Here is a 15483-nt window from a genome sequence, read left to right as displayed (position 1 = left end):
CAGTGACGTGGGTGGGGGTTGCGGAAGCCAACTCGGGAATCTGGGCCAGGGCCGGCTCAAGGATCGTGTGGAACCTCTCCACCTGCTCATCCAGATCCTCCTCAGGCCCCCAATAAGTCAACCTGGCCAACAGCACCTGGTTGTCGTTGTACCGCCAAGCCACATAGATACTGACATCAAAGGTCCACACCCAGCCCTCACCCTCCACACCCTCGAAAGTCACCTCCCGGGCGGTATCGGGAAACTCAACGGGAATATCATCGAACTCCAACGCTGGCCGCTCGTTAGGCTGCACTCGACTGCCGATGTCGTACCTGAGCTTAAGCACCCCAAAGGGCTTACCGGCAGACCGTATGTCGCAGCGGTAACTGTAACCGGACACCCCGGTCTTCACATCCGATGTGGGGCCAGTCATGTAGTCGTACCAGTAGGCGTTAAAGCCAAGGCTCTCCTGGAGGTCCTGGTTGGGAAAAACACCACAGATCATCTCATCCGCCAGCGGAGTGCTCGGAGCACGGGTGGGATCATCCGAGCCATCCATAAGACCGCACGCAGCCAGGGACATGGTCAGACACAGGGCGACGATTGCCCGACCACAACACCAGGCGCGGCTCCGCGGACTGCGGCCAGGCCGTCTAGCTCTTATTGATCGTGATCGCACGGTCCTCACCTTCCTCGCTATCCCCCTCGATCAGGCTCCGCCCTTCCCCGATACCCGTGTTGATGCCACGATTCGCGTGTCTGACTGCGGCTTCGGGGTCGTGTTCGGGTCCGATGGCGTTGGCCCAGTCGTGGACACCGTCCTTCTGTTCGCTGGTTGGTGGGTTGTCGAGGTTGAAGGTCGTGGTGCCATCGGGATCGGTGGAGTACCAGGAGTACGGCTGGCCAGAACTGTCCTGGAGGTACTCGGGGCTAAAGGCCTCCGGATCGGTGATCAGCCCCTGGTTTACCGCCTCGGCGTAGGCCTGGGCCTGTAATGCCCTGCGAGTCGATTCGGGAGTGACTGGGCCGTCAACGTCGGGCAGGTCGTCCGGGGCGAGTTGGTCGACCATGATCGGTTTGGTCACGGTCGTACCCACACTCCAGGCCAGCTTCGCCCCTGGGCCGGCAATCCCGGCACCGACCACAGTGGTAAACACACTGACCATGGTGCCCTTGGCATCGCTGGCGGCCTTCTTCTCAGCCGTCGAGGCCTTCTTGAGGTCGGTCAGACGCTCACTACCGATGGCGTTGAGGTACCCATACACGTTCCCAACCTTCTCGTACTTGTCTTCTAACTGTCCTGGCGTGGTGATGTTGGGATAGTCGGCCATGGCGGCACTGGTGAATGCGGAGGTGATGGTAGCGGCGGCGTTCTCGTTGTCAATGAGCCGGTATACCAACGTGGTGTACAGGCTCTTGACGTCATCATCGGTCTTGCTGTCATCATCGCTGTACAGGCCTAGTCCCATCGTGGAACCGCTCGTTGCAATGTTCACGCCTTCCTCGGCGGTGTTAGCCACCACCACGGACAGGTTCTCCTTCATGGCCTCCGTGTAGCTCGCGAAGGGGACCTGGTCGACGGCGAACTCCATGGACCTGGCAACAGTCCAGGTAGCCGCGGCGGCGGTGTCCGCATTGTCGCTGCCGCGCATGGCGGAGTTGCCCGCCATGGCGGCGGTGAAACCGTCCAGCCCGACCTCGCTGTCCCACTCGCGGCCCGTCAACAGCTCCCACCGCTTCTTGGACTGCTCCCCCGGCACCCACTGCCCGTTACTCATCTGACCGTCGGGGTTGAGATACTTGAAAGCCGCCTCGGGATTGTTACCCATGGCCATCGTCACCCCATACAGGGGGTCCATCGAGTAACCACGCAGCGCCTTGCCCTCGTCGTAGCGCACCCCGTAATCGTCGTCATACCAGCCTTGTAGCGAGTCCGGGGTGCTGCTGGCCGCTGCCCCGTCAAAGGACAGGTCCTCGAACCGGTCGGCCAGATCCACCAGGGTATTGGTGTCGTAGACGGCATCGTCGGCGGCCAGCAGCGCGTTCAGCGCCGACATCCGCCCCCGATGCCCCTTGACCGTCACCGACTCATACATCGCATCCGACCAGGAGTCGTAGCCCTCAGGCGTAGATTCGGAGTTGGTGGCTGAGGCCAGCACCCGCCCCAGCACGTCCACCGCCTGATCCAGACCATCCCTGTCAACATGAAGAACACCTTCCTTGTCGACGCTGTTGTAGTGCCACTGCAGGTTAAGCACGAAGTCCAGGTAGTAGTCCACTCCACCGAAGGTGGCCACCACCGCATCCCCGTAGGCGGGCACATCTTGATATCGGGCCATGTCATCAAGGACCTGCTCCACGGTGCGGCCGTCCTCGGACACGCCATCGGGGCTGCCACTAGCCTGCTGCAGGGCCTCGGCGTCCTTCGCGCCATTGGTTACCGCCTCACCGTTATAGATCATGACGTTGGCCGGGGTGTCCTCTACACCGTCGGGCAGGTAGTAGGAGATGAGATCACCGTCCATCGGTGTAATCCCGTTGGAGTTCATCTCCACCGCCTGATTCAGCCGCACCTGCAGCTCGTCCGCCGTTAGTGACAAGTCACCGATGCGCACGTGCGGGAGTGCCCACCACTCGACTTTGTCGCGGATATCGGCGGGATCGTCCCTCTCCGTATTTGCCCTGCTTATGGAGTCCAGCTCCGAAATATTCGAGGAGGTGAAGCTCTTCAAGGAATCAATGAATGCCTGTAGGTCTTCCTCATGTAAATATACGTAAGCCATATGTCACTCCTGTACGATCTGACCAACAATCCCGTCGAGTAGCCGGCCGCGAAAGGCGTACGACCAACGCATGCCGAGGCTCATCCATACGCCGGCGCATCAATGAGCAGGCAACAACCAGTGGGTGGTACGGTTACGTGTCCAGCGCACCCTCCAGGTTGTACCAATCATTATAGATTGCGGTCACCATCTCGCTGATCAGGTCCTCGTAGTCATCGGCCTTCGGCGACTTCCACGCGTCCGACAGATCCTGGGACAAGGTCTCAGCCTTGTTGCTGCCATCCTCCAGACCGAGTTCCGCACGGGAGTCCTGCACCAGCGCACGAAGCTCCTCAATGGCCTCCTGCTTCTCCTCATCCGCCACAACAAAACACCTTCCTAACGTATAACAAGGACTCTCTCGTCACTTTCGTCCCTTTATAACTGCTTGGTGGGCATAACGCTGAACCGACGTCATCAACCAGGGGCGAGGACCACACCTCTGCCAATCCACCGCTGAACGCGCTCAAACCTCCAACATCGCCGTAGGAAGTCTGACGAACCGTCCTCGTCGTCGGCGTCGAAGCCGCCATCAGCGGCTGTGCCTGCGTAGAAGTTGTATGACATGGCTGGCTCAGGGCCCCTTCCCCCGGACCAGGGCCCGGGCGCGCCAACAGGAACACACCCGCTCCCAGCCACGCAACGACCCGGTGGGACGGGTTAGACACCAGGACGTTATCACAGCTTGACCGACACGAGAAGTGCGAGCACCCGACTCCGCCCGCCTGCCCGGGGCTCGGCCCCGCTCACTCGGCCCCGCTCACTCGGGCCAGGCGGCCTCGGCCTGGGCCAGCGCCTCCTTGGAGTCCAGTTCGCCGGTGGTCCACTGGGTCAGGGCGCTCCACAGCGCGTCCGTGCCCACCCCCGACGGCATCGAGTCCGAGGCATCGAAGCGGATCACGGACTGGCGCGACTGCAGCAGCAGGGTGGCGCGCCTGGCGACGTCGGAGCGCATCTGTGACGCATCCACACTCCGGTTAGCGGTGGCCACACCGCCGAGGTCGACGCGCCGCTGCGCCCACTCGGCGCTGGAAAGGTACGTCATGACCGCCTCAACGGCCTCGGGATCGGCCCCGTCCTCGGCGGCTTCTCCGGTGGCGGGTGCGCCCGCGGACAGCTGCACCAGGAAGTCGCCGCCGACGATCACCGGGGTGCCGATGTCGTCATCGACCACCCCCGGGACGAGGAACGCGGAGACGACCCCACCCGTCGTCGCGGACGTCTGGGAGGCCGTGGCCTGTGCCGCGGCGCTTTCCGCCGGCGCGGCGGACCCGCTCGCCCCCGCACCGGCAGCGGTGGTGGTTCCGGAGCCCGGAGCACCACCGATGGCAACGACTTCCGCCCCCTCGGGCAGCAGGTTCTCGTACCCGGAGGAGGCGTGCAGCATGTAGCAGGACCCGTCCAGAAGCTGCGCGCCGGCCTCCTCCAGGCTCGTCTGCACGGCCTGCTGGCCGCCGCCGGGGACGTTCCCATCGGCGAGGAGCAGGGTGCCCACCGTGTCCAGCGCGCCCACCGCGGAGGCGTCATCCAGCGCGACGGCATGGTTCGCCCAGGCGTCATAGGCGCCGACGCCGTCGGTGGCCAGCAGCGCCTCCTCCAACCAGTCGCTTACGACCCAGCCGGTCGAGTCGCCGTCGGAGGCGCCCAGGCACCAGGGGGTGACGACGGCGTCGGCCCCGTCGCCCTCCTTTTCAGCGTCGCCGGCTTCCGCGTCCTCGGCACTCCCGTCACCGTCGTCGCCACCGGATGCGTCATCGGCGTCGGTGGCATTGTCGGCGGCGATCCGCTCGGTGAGTGCGACAAGTTCATCCCAGGTGCCGGGCACCTCGTAGCCCGCCTGCGCGAACGCGACCGGCGAGTACCAGATGAAGGACTTCACCGACGCCATCAGCGGCGCGGCGTACAAGACCCCGTCCACCGAGCCGACGTCCATCCAGGCGCGGTCCCAGCCGAGCTCAACGTTGGCGCCCACCGAGTCCGGTACGGCCACCAGCACTCCGGCGCGCGCCAGGTCGCCCACCAGGCCTGGCTGGGGGACGACGGCGAGGTCCGGAAGCTCCGCAGCCACCTGCTTCTCTCCGGTTGCGTCCGCGTCGTCCGTGGCCTCCGGCCCAGTCGCCGCGGCGCCGACCGCCTGCCGCAGCAGGGACTCCAGATCATCCGAACCGTTCTGGACGACGTCGATGCCGGTGCACTCCTCGAACTGTTCGACGGAGGCGTCGAAGCGCTCCGCCTCCGTGCCGGTGAAGGCGGTGGCGATGGTGACCGTGGCGCCGTCGGGGAACTCCCCGTAATCGGCCAGTGCGGCGCAGGGGCCGGTCCCGGTGGCGGTGGGGTCGACGTCGTCGCCCTTAGAGCAGGCGGTCAGGCCGCCGGTGAGCAGCAGCAGTGCCGCCGCTGCCGGGGCGACGTGGGCGGCGGCATGCCGCAGGGTGTTCCGCGACCGTTTCATGAGCTCCTCCGGGTTCGTTCCACAACGGCGTCCAGCACGGCCGCACAACCATCGTGCCATACCGTATCGGTAACGATATCCCCTTGCTCCTTAACCCACTGCGGCGCCGAGCCCATGACGGCCCCGACGCCCGCCCAGCGCAGCATCTCGACGTCATTGGTGCCGTCGCCCACGGCGATGGCGTGGTCGGAGTCGGTGCCGATCCTGGTCACCAGTGCCTGAAGGGCGGAGGCCTTGGTGATGCCCTGCGGGGCGACGTCGAGCCAGGCGGTCCAGCCGACCGCGTACTCCACCGAATGCAGTGCGGCCCGCCCGACGACGGCGCTGAACTCGTCCACCGGCATGCCCGGCGCCCGCAGTACCACCCGGGTGACCTCACCGCGACGCAGCTCCTCCAGGGGCACGACCGTCTGTTTCTCGATCAGCTCCCCGTCGGGGAAGGGCCGGGACACGCGGAAGCCGGCGCCCAGGTCCTCCACCGCGATGATCCCATCCGGGACCGCCTCCAGCAGGGTGTCGATGGCGGTGGCCGGGTTGAAGGTGCGCGAGTCGACGACCTCGTAGCCGCCCGGGGCGACCGGGGTCATCCGCAGCGTGATGGCGCCGTTGGCGCACACCATCCACCCGTCGGTCAGGCCCAGGCGACGGGCGACCGGCAGGGCGGCGGAGATGCCGCGCCCGGTGGCGATGACCACCTGCACGCCGTGGTGGCGCATGCGGGCGATCGACGCCATGACGCGCTCGGAGACGCCGCCGTCCAGGTCCAGGATGGTGCCGTCCACATCCAGGGCCACCATCAGCCGCCCACCGGGGGCAAGGTTCGCCGTCCCGTCGACGCCGATCGCGTCCAGGCGGTCCAGGTCGGCCATGCGCGCGCGCACCAGCGCGTGGTAGTCATCATGGGACAGCGGGCGATCGTATCCGGGCCCGTAGACGCCGACCGTCTGGGAGTTCCAGGCGGCCGAGCCGATCAGCGGGGTGTCGTCGTCGTTCCGGGTTGACATGTCAGAGCGCCGACGAGGCGGGGGTGGTCTCGCTGCGCATGACGTCAGGCGGCCGGCTCGATGACCTCGAGGCCACCCAGGTAGGGGCGCAGCCCCTCGGGGACGACGACGGTCCCATCCGCACGCTGCTGGTTCTCCAGGATGGCGACCATCCAGCGGGTGGTGGCCAGGGTGCCGTTGAGCGTGGCCACGGGTGCGGTCTTGCCGTCGCGGCGCTCGCGGATGGACAGCCGACGCGCCTGGAAGGTGGTGCAGTTGGACGTGGAGGTGACCTCCATCCAACGGTTCTGGGTGGGCAGCCAGGCCTCGCAGTCGAACTTGCGGGCGGCGGAGGAGCCCAGGTCGCCGGCGGCGGTGTCGATCACCCGGTAGGGCAGGCCCACCAGCGCGAGCATCTCCTCCTCCATGGCCAGCAGCCGCTGGTGCTCCTCGGCGGCGTCCTCGGGGCGGCAGTAGGAGAACATCTCCGCCTTGTTGAACTGGTGCACGCGGATGATGCCGCGGGTGTCCTTGCCGGCGGCGCCGGCCTCACGCCGGTAGCAGGTGGACCAGCCCATGTACCGCTTGGGCCCGGCGGACAGGTCCAGGATCTCGTCGGTGTGATAGCCGGCCAGCGCCACCTCGGAGGTGCCGGTCAGGTACAGGTCGTCGGCGGGCAGGTAGTAGATCTCGTCGCTGTGGGCGCCGAGGAAGCCGGTACCGCCCATCACCTGTGGGGTGACCAGGGTGGGGGTGGTCATGGGGATGAAGCCGTGCTCCACGGCCTTGTCCAGGGCGGCGGTCAGCAGCGCCAGCTCCAGGCGCATGCCCCAGCCCTTGAGATAGTAGAAGCGGGCGCCGGAGACCTTCGCGCCGCGGCGCGTGTCGATGATGTCCAGGCCCTCGCCGAGCGCCAGGTGGTCGGCCGGCTCGAAGCCCTCGGCGGCGAAGTCGCGCGGGGCGGGGCCCTCGTGGCGCAGCACCACGTAGTCCTCCTCGCCGCCGGCGGGAGCGCCCTCGATGAGGTTCTGGAACTGGGAGGCGAGCTCGTCCAGTTCGGCGGCTGCGGCGTTGGCGGACGCCTCGACCTGCCGGACCCGCTCGGCCAGTTCCTTGGCGCCGCGCAGGGCGACCTCGCGCTCCTCGGGGGTGGAGGCCTTGCCGACCGACCGGGAGACCGTCTTCTGCTCGGCCCGCAGGGACTCGAAGCCGGCCAGGCTGGTGCGGCGGGCCTCATCGGCCTCGATGATGCGGTCGACCAGGGAGACGTCGGCTCCGCGGGCACGCTGGCTGGCACGGAAGGGCTCGGGGTTCTCACGAAGCGCACGCAGATCGATCATGGGTGCGAGTGTAGCCAGACGTGGGCCTGCCGCCAGTCAGCGCCGTATGGGCGCCCCAGGCGCGAGCTCCGACTGCAAACGGCATGAGATCCATCCGCGCGTGATCTAGAGTCAATACCAATAAACCACCCCCCACGACTATCCCCGGCCCGCCCGGCCGGATCTCCGCCTACATTCGGGACCCATCATGTCCAGCACTTCTCCCCCCTCCTTCTCCCAGTTGCGGGCCTTCGTCGCGCTATGCGACCACCAGCACTTCGGTGAAGCGGCATCGGCGCTGGGCGTGAGCCAGCCCAGCCTGTCGCAGGCGATCACCGCCCTGGAGAAACGCGTCGACGGCGAACTCGTCGAGCGCACCACGCGCCGAGTGATGGTCACCCCGCTCGGTCAGGCGCTGCTGCCATATGCGCGCGAGGCCGTACTCGCCGCCGAGGCATTCAACGAAGCCGTCACCAACCAGGGGGCTGCGCTGGCCGGCACTCTGCGCCTGGGCGTCATCCCCACCATCGCCCCCTACCTGGTGCCACTGGTGCTGGATGGCCTCGGCCGCGAGCTGCCGCTGCTTCGCCCCGAACTGCGGGAGATGGTCACCGGCGACCTGCTCGACATGCTCGGACAGGGACGCCTCGATGCCGCGATCATGACCATCGACGTCGACCTGCGCCGCGCCACCGCGATCCCCATGTACGACGAACCGCTGGCCATCCTGGTGCCCGCCGGCCATCCCTGGGCGGGGCGCAACGACGTCGTCCCCACCGAGCTCGACGAACAGCGGCTCCTCCTGCTCGACGAGGACAACTGCCTGCGCGATCAGACCTTGGCCCTGTGTCAGCGCTACGGCGCCAACCCGCCGGCCGCCGTGGCCACCACCCTGTCCACGGTGGTGCGGATGGTGGCACACGGCGTCGGCGTGACGGTGATCCCCGAGGGGGCGCTGCGACTGCTCTCCGGCGAGGAGTACGCCGTTGCTCACTTCGCCGCCCCGGTGCCGACCCGCCGCATCGGCCTGGTACACCGCCGCTCCTCCTCGCGCGGCGCCGATTTCGCCCGCCTCGCCGGGGTCATCACCGGCCTTGCCCGCCAGGCCGGGCTGCCCGGCGCCGACGACGTGCCCGCCTGACGCCCCATCAATTCGCGGTCTCGGCACGAGTGATGCGCCGAGACCGGTCGATACGGCGGCAACGAGCCTCATCCGTGCCGGGATACGAGTGCGGCCCGTGCTGCGAACCGTGGCCGCCCCGCCCGAACCGGGGCGGCGGAGTCGCCGGGCCGGTAGCCTTGCCTTATGACCGCCGGCACCGTCCCGGCGCCGGTTGCCGCCGTCGTCATCAATCCCGCCAAGCCCGCCGCCACGTCGGAAGTGCGGCGGGTGCTCGGCGGGGCGCTGCATACGGCCGGCTACCGCACCGTCTGGTTGGAGACCTCCGCCCGGGAGACCGGCGCTATTCAGGCTCGTCTCGCGGTCGCCTCCGGGGCCCGGCTAGTGGTCGCTGCGGGTGGGGACGGCACGGTGCGCACCGTGGCGGCGGGCCTGGCCGGGACCGGCGTCGACATGGGGATCATGCCGCTGGGAACCGCCAACCTGGCCGCTCGAAACCTCGGCCTACCGCTGCGGCGCTACACGGAACTGGCACGCATCGCGGCAAGCGGTCGCGCGGCACCGACCGACCTGTTGTGGGTACGCACCGAGGCCGGTGGCCATGCCGCCGGCATCGCTGAGCCGCCGCAGGGTTGGGCGCGGCCGACCTTGGGCGGCGAGCACGCGTGCCTGGTGGTGGCCGGCATTGGTTTCGACGCCGGCCTGGTGGCCTCCACACGCCCCGCCCTGAAGGAGCGCCTGAGCTGGGGTGCATACGGATTGGCGGCACTGGAGAACCTGGGGCAGCGCCGTTTGAATCTGGTGCTGAGGATTGCGAGCGGCCCCGCGAGCGCCGCCGCACCGGAGGCACATGCGGCGGCACCGGCGTCGCCGCAGGTTCCGCGCACCGAACGGATGCTGGCACGCACCCTGCTGATCGCCAACGGTGGGCGGCTGCCCGCGGGGGTCACGCTGCTGCCGGACGCCCGCCTGGATGACGGCCTGCTCGACGTCGCCGCCATCGACACGCTGTACGGTCTGTGGGGCTGGGCGTCGTTGGCGCGGCAGGTGCTGCCGCCGCGGCCGGCGTCCTACTCCACCGGTGGTGCCGCCCAAGTGCTGCTGCGGCGTGGGCGTGAGGTGACGGTGTGGCTGGAGCAGCCCGTCGCCGTCGAGGTCGACGGCGACCTGGTGGCCCCCACGCGCGGCGTCCGCGTACGCGTGCAGCCCGGGGCCTTACGGGTGCGGCGCCCCGCATAGCCCAGGGTGCGGCGCGCCCTCAGAGGGTGCGGCCGTCGAGCACGTCGGCGACCCAGGAGCGGGCCACCACGAAGTCCTTGTCGCTCGTGCCGGCGGGGACCACCACGGGCAGCGAGTCCAGGCGCGGGTAGGAACCGAGGAAGCGCAGGAACGGGCAGGTGCGGTGCAGACCGATGAAGGCCGCCTGCACGCGCTCCTCCCGGATGTGTCCCTCAACGTCGATGGAGAAGCGGTAGCGGCCCAGGGAGTCGCCGACGGGCCGGGACTCAATGCGCGTGAGGTTCACACCGCGGACGCTGAACTGTTCGAGCATGTCCAACAGGGCGCCGGCACGGTTGTGTGGCAGCTGCACCAGCAGGGTGGTCTTGTCGGCGCCGGTGGGTTCGCCGACGCGCCCGGGACGACACACCTTGACGAAGCGGGTGACCGCGTCGGGGTTGTCGGCCACGCCCCCGGCGATGATGCTCAGGTGGTACTGCTCCGCGGCGAGGGGGTTGCACAGCACTGCCTGGTAGTCCAGGGCGGCGGCCGCGGCGTCGTCGGCCTCCGCCAGGGCGCGAGCGGGCGCGGAGGTCGAACTGCCCTCGATGTAGACGGCCTCGGGTAGGTGCTGGTGGACCCAGCCGCGGCACTGTGCCCAGGCGTGCGGATGGGTGGAGATGGCGCGCACGTCCTCCAGGCGGGTGCCCCGGCGACCGGCCAGCACGAAGGTGATGGGCACGGCCATTTCGGCGGCGATCACCAGGGGCGCGCCGGCCACGAGGTTGTCGAGCGTGGCATTCACGCCGCCTTCGACCGAGTTCTCGATGGGGACGACGGCGGCGACGGCGCTGCGGTCGCGCACGCGGTCAAGCGCGGTGGGGACGTCCTGGCAGGGGTCGAGGACGACGTCGCGGGGGGCCACCTGCCGCAGGGCGGACTCGCAGAAGGTGCCTCCGGGGCCGAGGAAGGACCAGGTGGGGGCTGGGGTCGTCATGGGGCCAGGCTATCCCGCGATTCGCCGCCGACGCGCGCGAATGCCCCACGTAGGCTGGGCGGCATGATCGAGCCCCAGCGCATCCGGCGGCGGCCGCGGCGTGCGGTCGCCGTCCGGGCGGTGCTGGCGCTACTGGTAGGGGTGGTGCTGGGCGCGGTGGGGCCGGTCTCGGCGGCGGCCGCTGCGGAGTCGACGACGGCGCCCGCCTCTCCCGCTGCGCGGGCAGTCTCGGCTGCAGTTTCGACTAGCCCTAACGAGTCCGCGCCGCTGGTCGTGCTGGGGGTAAGCGGACTGTCATGGACCGCGGTGCGGGAGCTCGCCGCCTCCGACGACCCGCTGGTCGCCGCGGACGCCGCCGCGGTCCTGGACTATGCGGCGGCGAATGAGCCGGTCAACCTGGTCCAGCGCACGGTCGGGGAGGCCAGCTGCCCGGCCGATGGCTGGTTGACGCTGGGGGCGGGCACGCGCGCCCGCGCCGACGCCTCCCACCTGCATGCCACGACGACGTGTTCCGGTGGCACTTGGACGAGTGCCGCCCGGTTGGCGCAGGCCGACGGCTACGGGGCCGAGCCGGGCACGCTGGCGACGGCGCTCGAGGCGGCCGGGGTGAGCTACGCCGCCGCCGGGGACGGCGCCGTACTGGCACTGACCAATGCGGCCGGGCCGCCTGACTCCGCCGATCCGGCCGCACTGTTGGCGGGTAGCGGAACCGGGGCCGCCGGCGACCGTGCAGCCGACGACGGCGCCGCACCGGGCCTGATCCTGATAGACCTCATGGGGACACCGGACTCGGGGGACACCGGGCCGGCGTCGGCGCCGACCGAGCCGTCACGGGCGGCGCAGGCGGTCCAGGCCCTCGCGCAGGCGCTTGGCGAGTTGACCGGGCCGGCGCGCGTCGTCGTCGTGTCCGTGGCCGACCCGCAGGACCCCTCCCCGCAGCTGGCGATCCTGCCAGCCGGAACCACATCCACGCGTGGCAGCGACGGCGGGCTGCTGGTCGGTCCGAGCACGCACCGGCGCGGCCTGATTCAGTTGACCGACCTGGCGCCCACGCTGCTGGCGGCGCTCGCAGGCCGGGACGCCGTCGCCGCTTCCGGGCTGAGCGGCGGGGTGCTGACGCTGCCGACCGCGCCGACCGCCGGCGCCGCAGACCCCTCCGCGGGCGCCGCCGACCCCGACTCCCCCGCGGGCGCCGACCGCACAGCCGCCCTGGCCGACGACGCCGTCCACGCCGTCGCCTCCGAGCGCGCGGTGATCCCGGTGACGCTGGTGCTGCTGGCGGCCGCGTTGGTGTTGCTGGTCGCCGTCGGCCTTGGGTTGCGCCGCCCGCGGCGCGGGGCACTGGGGCGGCTTGGCTGGGCGGCCTGCTGGGTGACCGCCCTGCCGGCCGGAATCTGGCTGGCCAACCTGGTGCCCTGGTGGCGCGCGAATACCTGGGCGCCGGCGCTGGCGGCCCTCGTGGGCGCGCTCGGGGCAGGACTGCTCACCGGCTTGGCGGCGCTGTTGGCACGAATGCCGCGCCTGGGCGCCCCGGGCGCGGCGCTGGCGCTGGCCGCCACCGCGCCGGTGGTGATCTTGGCCGATGCCGCAGTGGGCGCACCGCTGGGGTTCAACGGGCCGCTGGGGATGAACGCGGTGGTGGCCGGGCGCTTCTACGGGGTGTCGAATACGGCCTTCGCGCTGGCGGCGGGGGCGCTGGTGGTGGCACTGGCCGTCGGCGCCGACCGGTTCGCCGCCACCCGTGGGCATCGGCGTGCGGCCGTCGTGGCGGCGGTGGCGGTGCCCGGGGTGCTTGCGCTCGCGGTCGATGGGGCCCCGCAACTGGGGGCCGACGTCGGCGGCGCGCTCACACTGATTCCGGCGCTGGTGGCGTTGGGCGCGGGTCTGGCCGGCGTGCGGCTGGGGCTGCGGCGCTGGCTGGGGGTCGGCGCGGTGACCGTGGGCGTGGTCGGTGGGTTCGCGCTGGTGGACTACGCCAGCGGCTCACGCACACACCTGGGCGGCTTCGTGGCCCAGGTGCTCGACGGCACCGCCGGCACCACGCTGGTGCGCAAGGCCGGCGCGCTGGTGAGCCCGTTCCGGTCCAGTCCGCTGGCGCTGGCGGCGCTGGCGGTGGGATTGGTGCTGGCCGTGGCGGTCGCCCGCTGGCTGCCGCGGACGGTGCGCCGGGCCCGGGCGGGGCGGGGCCCCTACGCCTGGTTGGCGACGACGCCCGCACCGGCTTGGCTGTCCCCGGCGCTGCGCGCACTGGCGGTGCTGGTGGTGGTGGAGGTGCTCGTCAACGACTCCGGCCCCACCATGTTGCTCTTCTCGGCGGCCGCCGCCCTGCCGGCACTCGCGGCGCTGCTGCTCTCGGGCCCGGGTCAGGCCTCGCCGACGGGGGCCGCGTCAGCCAGGGCACGGTAGGCGCGGAAGGGCAGCTGGTCGTGGACAGCGGCGGCGTCGAGCTTGTCGGCGGGCACGCGCACGCGCCGCAGACGACGGGAGGTCACCGCCCGCATCACGTCCTTGTACTGGGCGGCCCGGTGCAGGCGCCCGGCACGGTCGTTGCGGGAGACGCGGTGGGTGATGTCGCAGGGCACCTCGATCACGGTCATGCCGGCGACCAGCACATCGATGCTCAGTCCGACTTCGACGCCCCAGCCTTCGGCCAGCGGCGAGGCCGCCTCGTAGGCATCGCGGGTGATGCAGCGTTGCCCGGACAGCGGGGCGACGGGGGCCCAGCCGGTCGCGGAGGCGATCGCGGCGCGGGCGGCGCGCACCACCCTGCCGCGACCACCGGCCCCGGCCTGCTTGGGCGGGACGGCAATGGACATGTCCGCCACGCCGTCGACGATCGGGGGAACCAGTTCGGCGCAGGCGGCGGCGGAGTCGCCCAGGTCCGCGTCGATGAACATCAGCAGTCGGGCCGGACCGTCCTCGTAGTCGCGCATGGCGACGACGCTCGCACCGGTTTCCATGGCGGAGGCCTTGCCGCGGGAGACGGCGTGGCGGACCGTTACTGCGCCGGCGGCGCGCGCGTGCTCCTGGGTGCCGTCGGTGGAGCCGTCGTCGACGACGATTACCAGGTCGACCCGCGGGATGGCCCGGCAGGCGCGCACCGTGCCCGCGATGCGTTCAGCCTCGTCCTTGGCCGGGATGACCACGGCAACGCGTTGGTCAGGGAGCTGGTCGGGGTGCGACTCAGAGGGCGGCATCGGGCTCACAGCCCCAGGGTAGTCATATCGGCGGCAGGTCGTTCTCGAAGACACCACCCTCGGGTCACAGTCCCATTTCTCCGCGTCGGCATGTGAGCGGTACTCATCCAGGCAGACGGAGCCCCGACAACCGCCATATAGGTCAAACGTCCGCCATGGGACAACGGTCCCGATCTCGACCATGTAACCGCGACAGAAAAGTCTTGCTTTCGCCGTTGCGGCAATTTTGTGCCGTCCATCACACTCCGGCGCGTCGGAAGGTGGCATGGTGCAGTCATCGGGACACGTCAAAGGCGACGGGTCCCCATCGCCGGTCTCCCCGCGTCCGCCCCGCCCGGCGGCCACGGGGCCACCGTCGGCCCCGACACCTCGGCGGACACCCCCGACACCAAAGCGCCGCCCGCGGATCCGCAGCTTGAACTCGCATCCACGGGGGCCGGGTGCACGCGCCGCTACCCGCCGCCCCGCAGCAGGCGGAGACGAACAGGCATGATGGGACTCATGAGCGTCTTCCTCAACGTGGCCGTCGGCTGGGCCCTGGCCACCGCCGCCGTCGCGGCCGCGGTGCTGGCCGCACGCTGGCGCCGGGAACTGACGCTTGCCCGCCGGGACAATGCCCGCCTGCGGGAGGAGGCCCAGCGGCGCAGCACCCCGCGCGACGTCCTCGCCCACGAGATTCGCACGCCCCTGGCATTGATCAGCGCCTCCGCGGAGCTGCTGGACGAGGAGACCCCCGGAGACCTCAACCAGGTGCAGCGGCGCTTCGTGACCACCATCCTCGACAATGCCCGCGACGCCTCCCAGATGGCCGAGGACTTCCTGACCGAGGCGCGCCTGGACCACGAGGTCCGCGACCTGCGTCGGGAGCGCGTCGAGCTACGCGCCCTCGTGCGCGACCTCATCCAGGAGATGCGCCGCTCCGCACACACCCCGATCCGCCTGGAGGACCACGGACGCCCGGTCCGCGTGGAGGCCGATCGCGGACTGCTGCGCCAGGCGGTCGCCAACGCGGTGACCAACGCACTGCGGCACTGCGACGGCCGGCCGGTGACGGTACGCATCAGCGCCGACACCGACGACGCCCTCATCACGGTCATGGACGACGGCACCGGCATGAACCGGCAGGAGCGGCGGCGCGCCTTCACCCCCTATGCGACCTCCAACCCCCTGACGGCGCCGTCGAGCCGCGGCGCGGGCCTGGGCATGATGGTGACGCAGCGGATCATGGAGGCGCACGGCGGCCGCGTGCTCATCGATACGATCGCCGCGCGGGGCACGACCGTCTACCTGACGCTGCCGCTGCACCCCGACACCGTCTCCGGCTCACCTCTGCCGGACGCGGCACCCACGAACGGAGCACCAGCGTGACGTCGAGCAACCCCGTCCCCGGACT

At 70.1% G+C, this 15483-nt stretch carries 12 protein-coding genes; 4 read left to right on the top strand and 8 right to left on the bottom strand.

What is annotated here, in order from left to right:
• The 6 genes from DRB06_RS15225 to serS form a co-directional block, all read right to left on the bottom strand.
• Nucleotides 1-565, bottom strand: a 565-nt coding sequence (locus DRB06_RS15225) for a hypothetical protein (protein WP_146750925.1), incomplete at its 3' end; no start/stop codon positions are given.
• A 70-nt stretch (nt 566-635) separates the two neighbouring features.
• Nucleotides 636-2765, bottom strand: coding sequence for a DUF6571 family protein (locus DRB06_RS15220; protein ID WP_111820411.1), 2130 nt, complete (start codon nt 2763-2765; stop codon nt 636-638).
• A 133-nt stretch (nt 2766-2898) separates the two neighbouring features.
• Nucleotides 2899-3129, bottom strand: a complete 231-nt coding sequence (locus DRB06_RS15215; protein ID WP_073329779.1) for a hypothetical protein — start codon at nt 3127-3129, stop codon at nt 2899-2901.
• Nucleotides 3130-3564: 435 nt separating this feature from the next.
• Complete coding sequence (locus DRB06_RS15210) at nt 3565-5256, bottom strand: ABC transporter substrate-binding protein (RefSeq protein WP_111820410.1); 1692 nt, start codon at nt 5254-5256, stop codon at nt 3565-3567.
• On the bottom strand, nt 5253-6260 hold the full coding sequence (locus DRB06_RS15205) for an HAD family hydrolase (protein WP_083565718.1): 1008 nt from the start codon (nt 6258-6260) through the stop codon (nt 5253-5255). Before DRB06_RS15205 ends, DRB06_RS15210 begins: the two co-directional genes overlap by 4 nt.
• A 44-nt stretch (nt 6261-6304) precedes the next feature.
• A complete protein-coding gene (gene serS, locus DRB06_RS15200; protein ID WP_111820409.1) occupies nt 6305-7579 on the bottom strand; it encodes a serine--tRNA ligase in 1275 nt (424 codons plus the stop codon).
• A gap of 187 nt (nt 7580-7766) precedes the next feature.
• On the opposite strand from serS, the gene DRB06_RS15195 reads away from it, so the two are divergent.
• Entirely contained in the window at nt 7767-8699 is a 933-nt protein-coding gene (locus DRB06_RS15195) for a hydrogen peroxide-inducible genes activator (protein WP_108965521.1), read from the top strand.
• 165 nt (nt 8700-8864) lie between these two features.
• Nucleotides 8865-9917 (top strand): diacylglycerol kinase family protein, encoded by a 1053-nt coding sequence (locus tag DRB06_RS15190; RefSeq protein WP_111820408.1) that lies wholly within the window; start codon nt 8865-8867, stop codon nt 9915-9917.
• Between the two features lie 19 nt (nt 9918-9936).
• Here DRB06_RS15190 and pheA read toward each other — a convergent pair whose 3' ends face one another.
• Nucleotides 9937-10893, bottom strand: coding sequence for a prephenate dehydratase (gene pheA / locus DRB06_RS15185; protein WP_073329765.1), 957 nt, complete (start codon nt 10891-10893; stop codon nt 9937-9939).
• A 63-nt stretch (nt 10894-10956) separates the two neighbouring features.
• On the opposite strand from pheA, the gene DRB06_RS15180 reads away from it, so the two are divergent.
• Nucleotides 10957-13299 carry a hypothetical protein gene (locus DRB06_RS15180; protein WP_111820407.1) on the top strand — a complete coding sequence of 781 codons (2343 nt, stop codon included), beginning with the start codon at nt 10957-10959 and terminating at the stop codon, nt 13297-13299.
• On the opposite strand, the gene DRB06_RS15175 is transcribed toward DRB06_RS15180, so the two are convergent.
• Nucleotides 13257-14090 carry a glycosyltransferase gene (locus DRB06_RS15175; protein ID WP_073329758.1) on the bottom strand — a complete coding sequence of 278 codons (834 nt, stop codon included), beginning with the start codon at nt 14088-14090 and terminating at the stop codon, nt 13257-13259. The two genes, DRB06_RS15180 and DRB06_RS15175, sit on opposite strands and share 43 nt — an antisense overlap.
• 501 nt (nt 14091-14591) lie before the next feature.
• On the opposite strand from DRB06_RS15175, the gene DRB06_RS15170 reads away from it, so the two are divergent.
• Complete coding sequence (locus tag DRB06_RS15170; RefSeq protein WP_073330450.1) at nt 14592-15458, top strand: sensor histidine kinase KdpD; 867 nt, start codon at nt 14592-14594, stop codon at nt 15456-15458.
• The last annotated feature ends 25 nt before the right edge of the window (nt 15459-15483 follow it).

Source organism: Actinomyces sp. Z5, assembly GCF_003287795.1.
Classification (GTDB): domain Bacteria; phylum Actinomycetota; class Actinomycetes; order Actinomycetales; family Actinomycetaceae; genus Actinomyces; species Actinomyces glycerinitolerans.
This window is presented reverse-complemented; position numbering and strand designations above follow the sequence as displayed.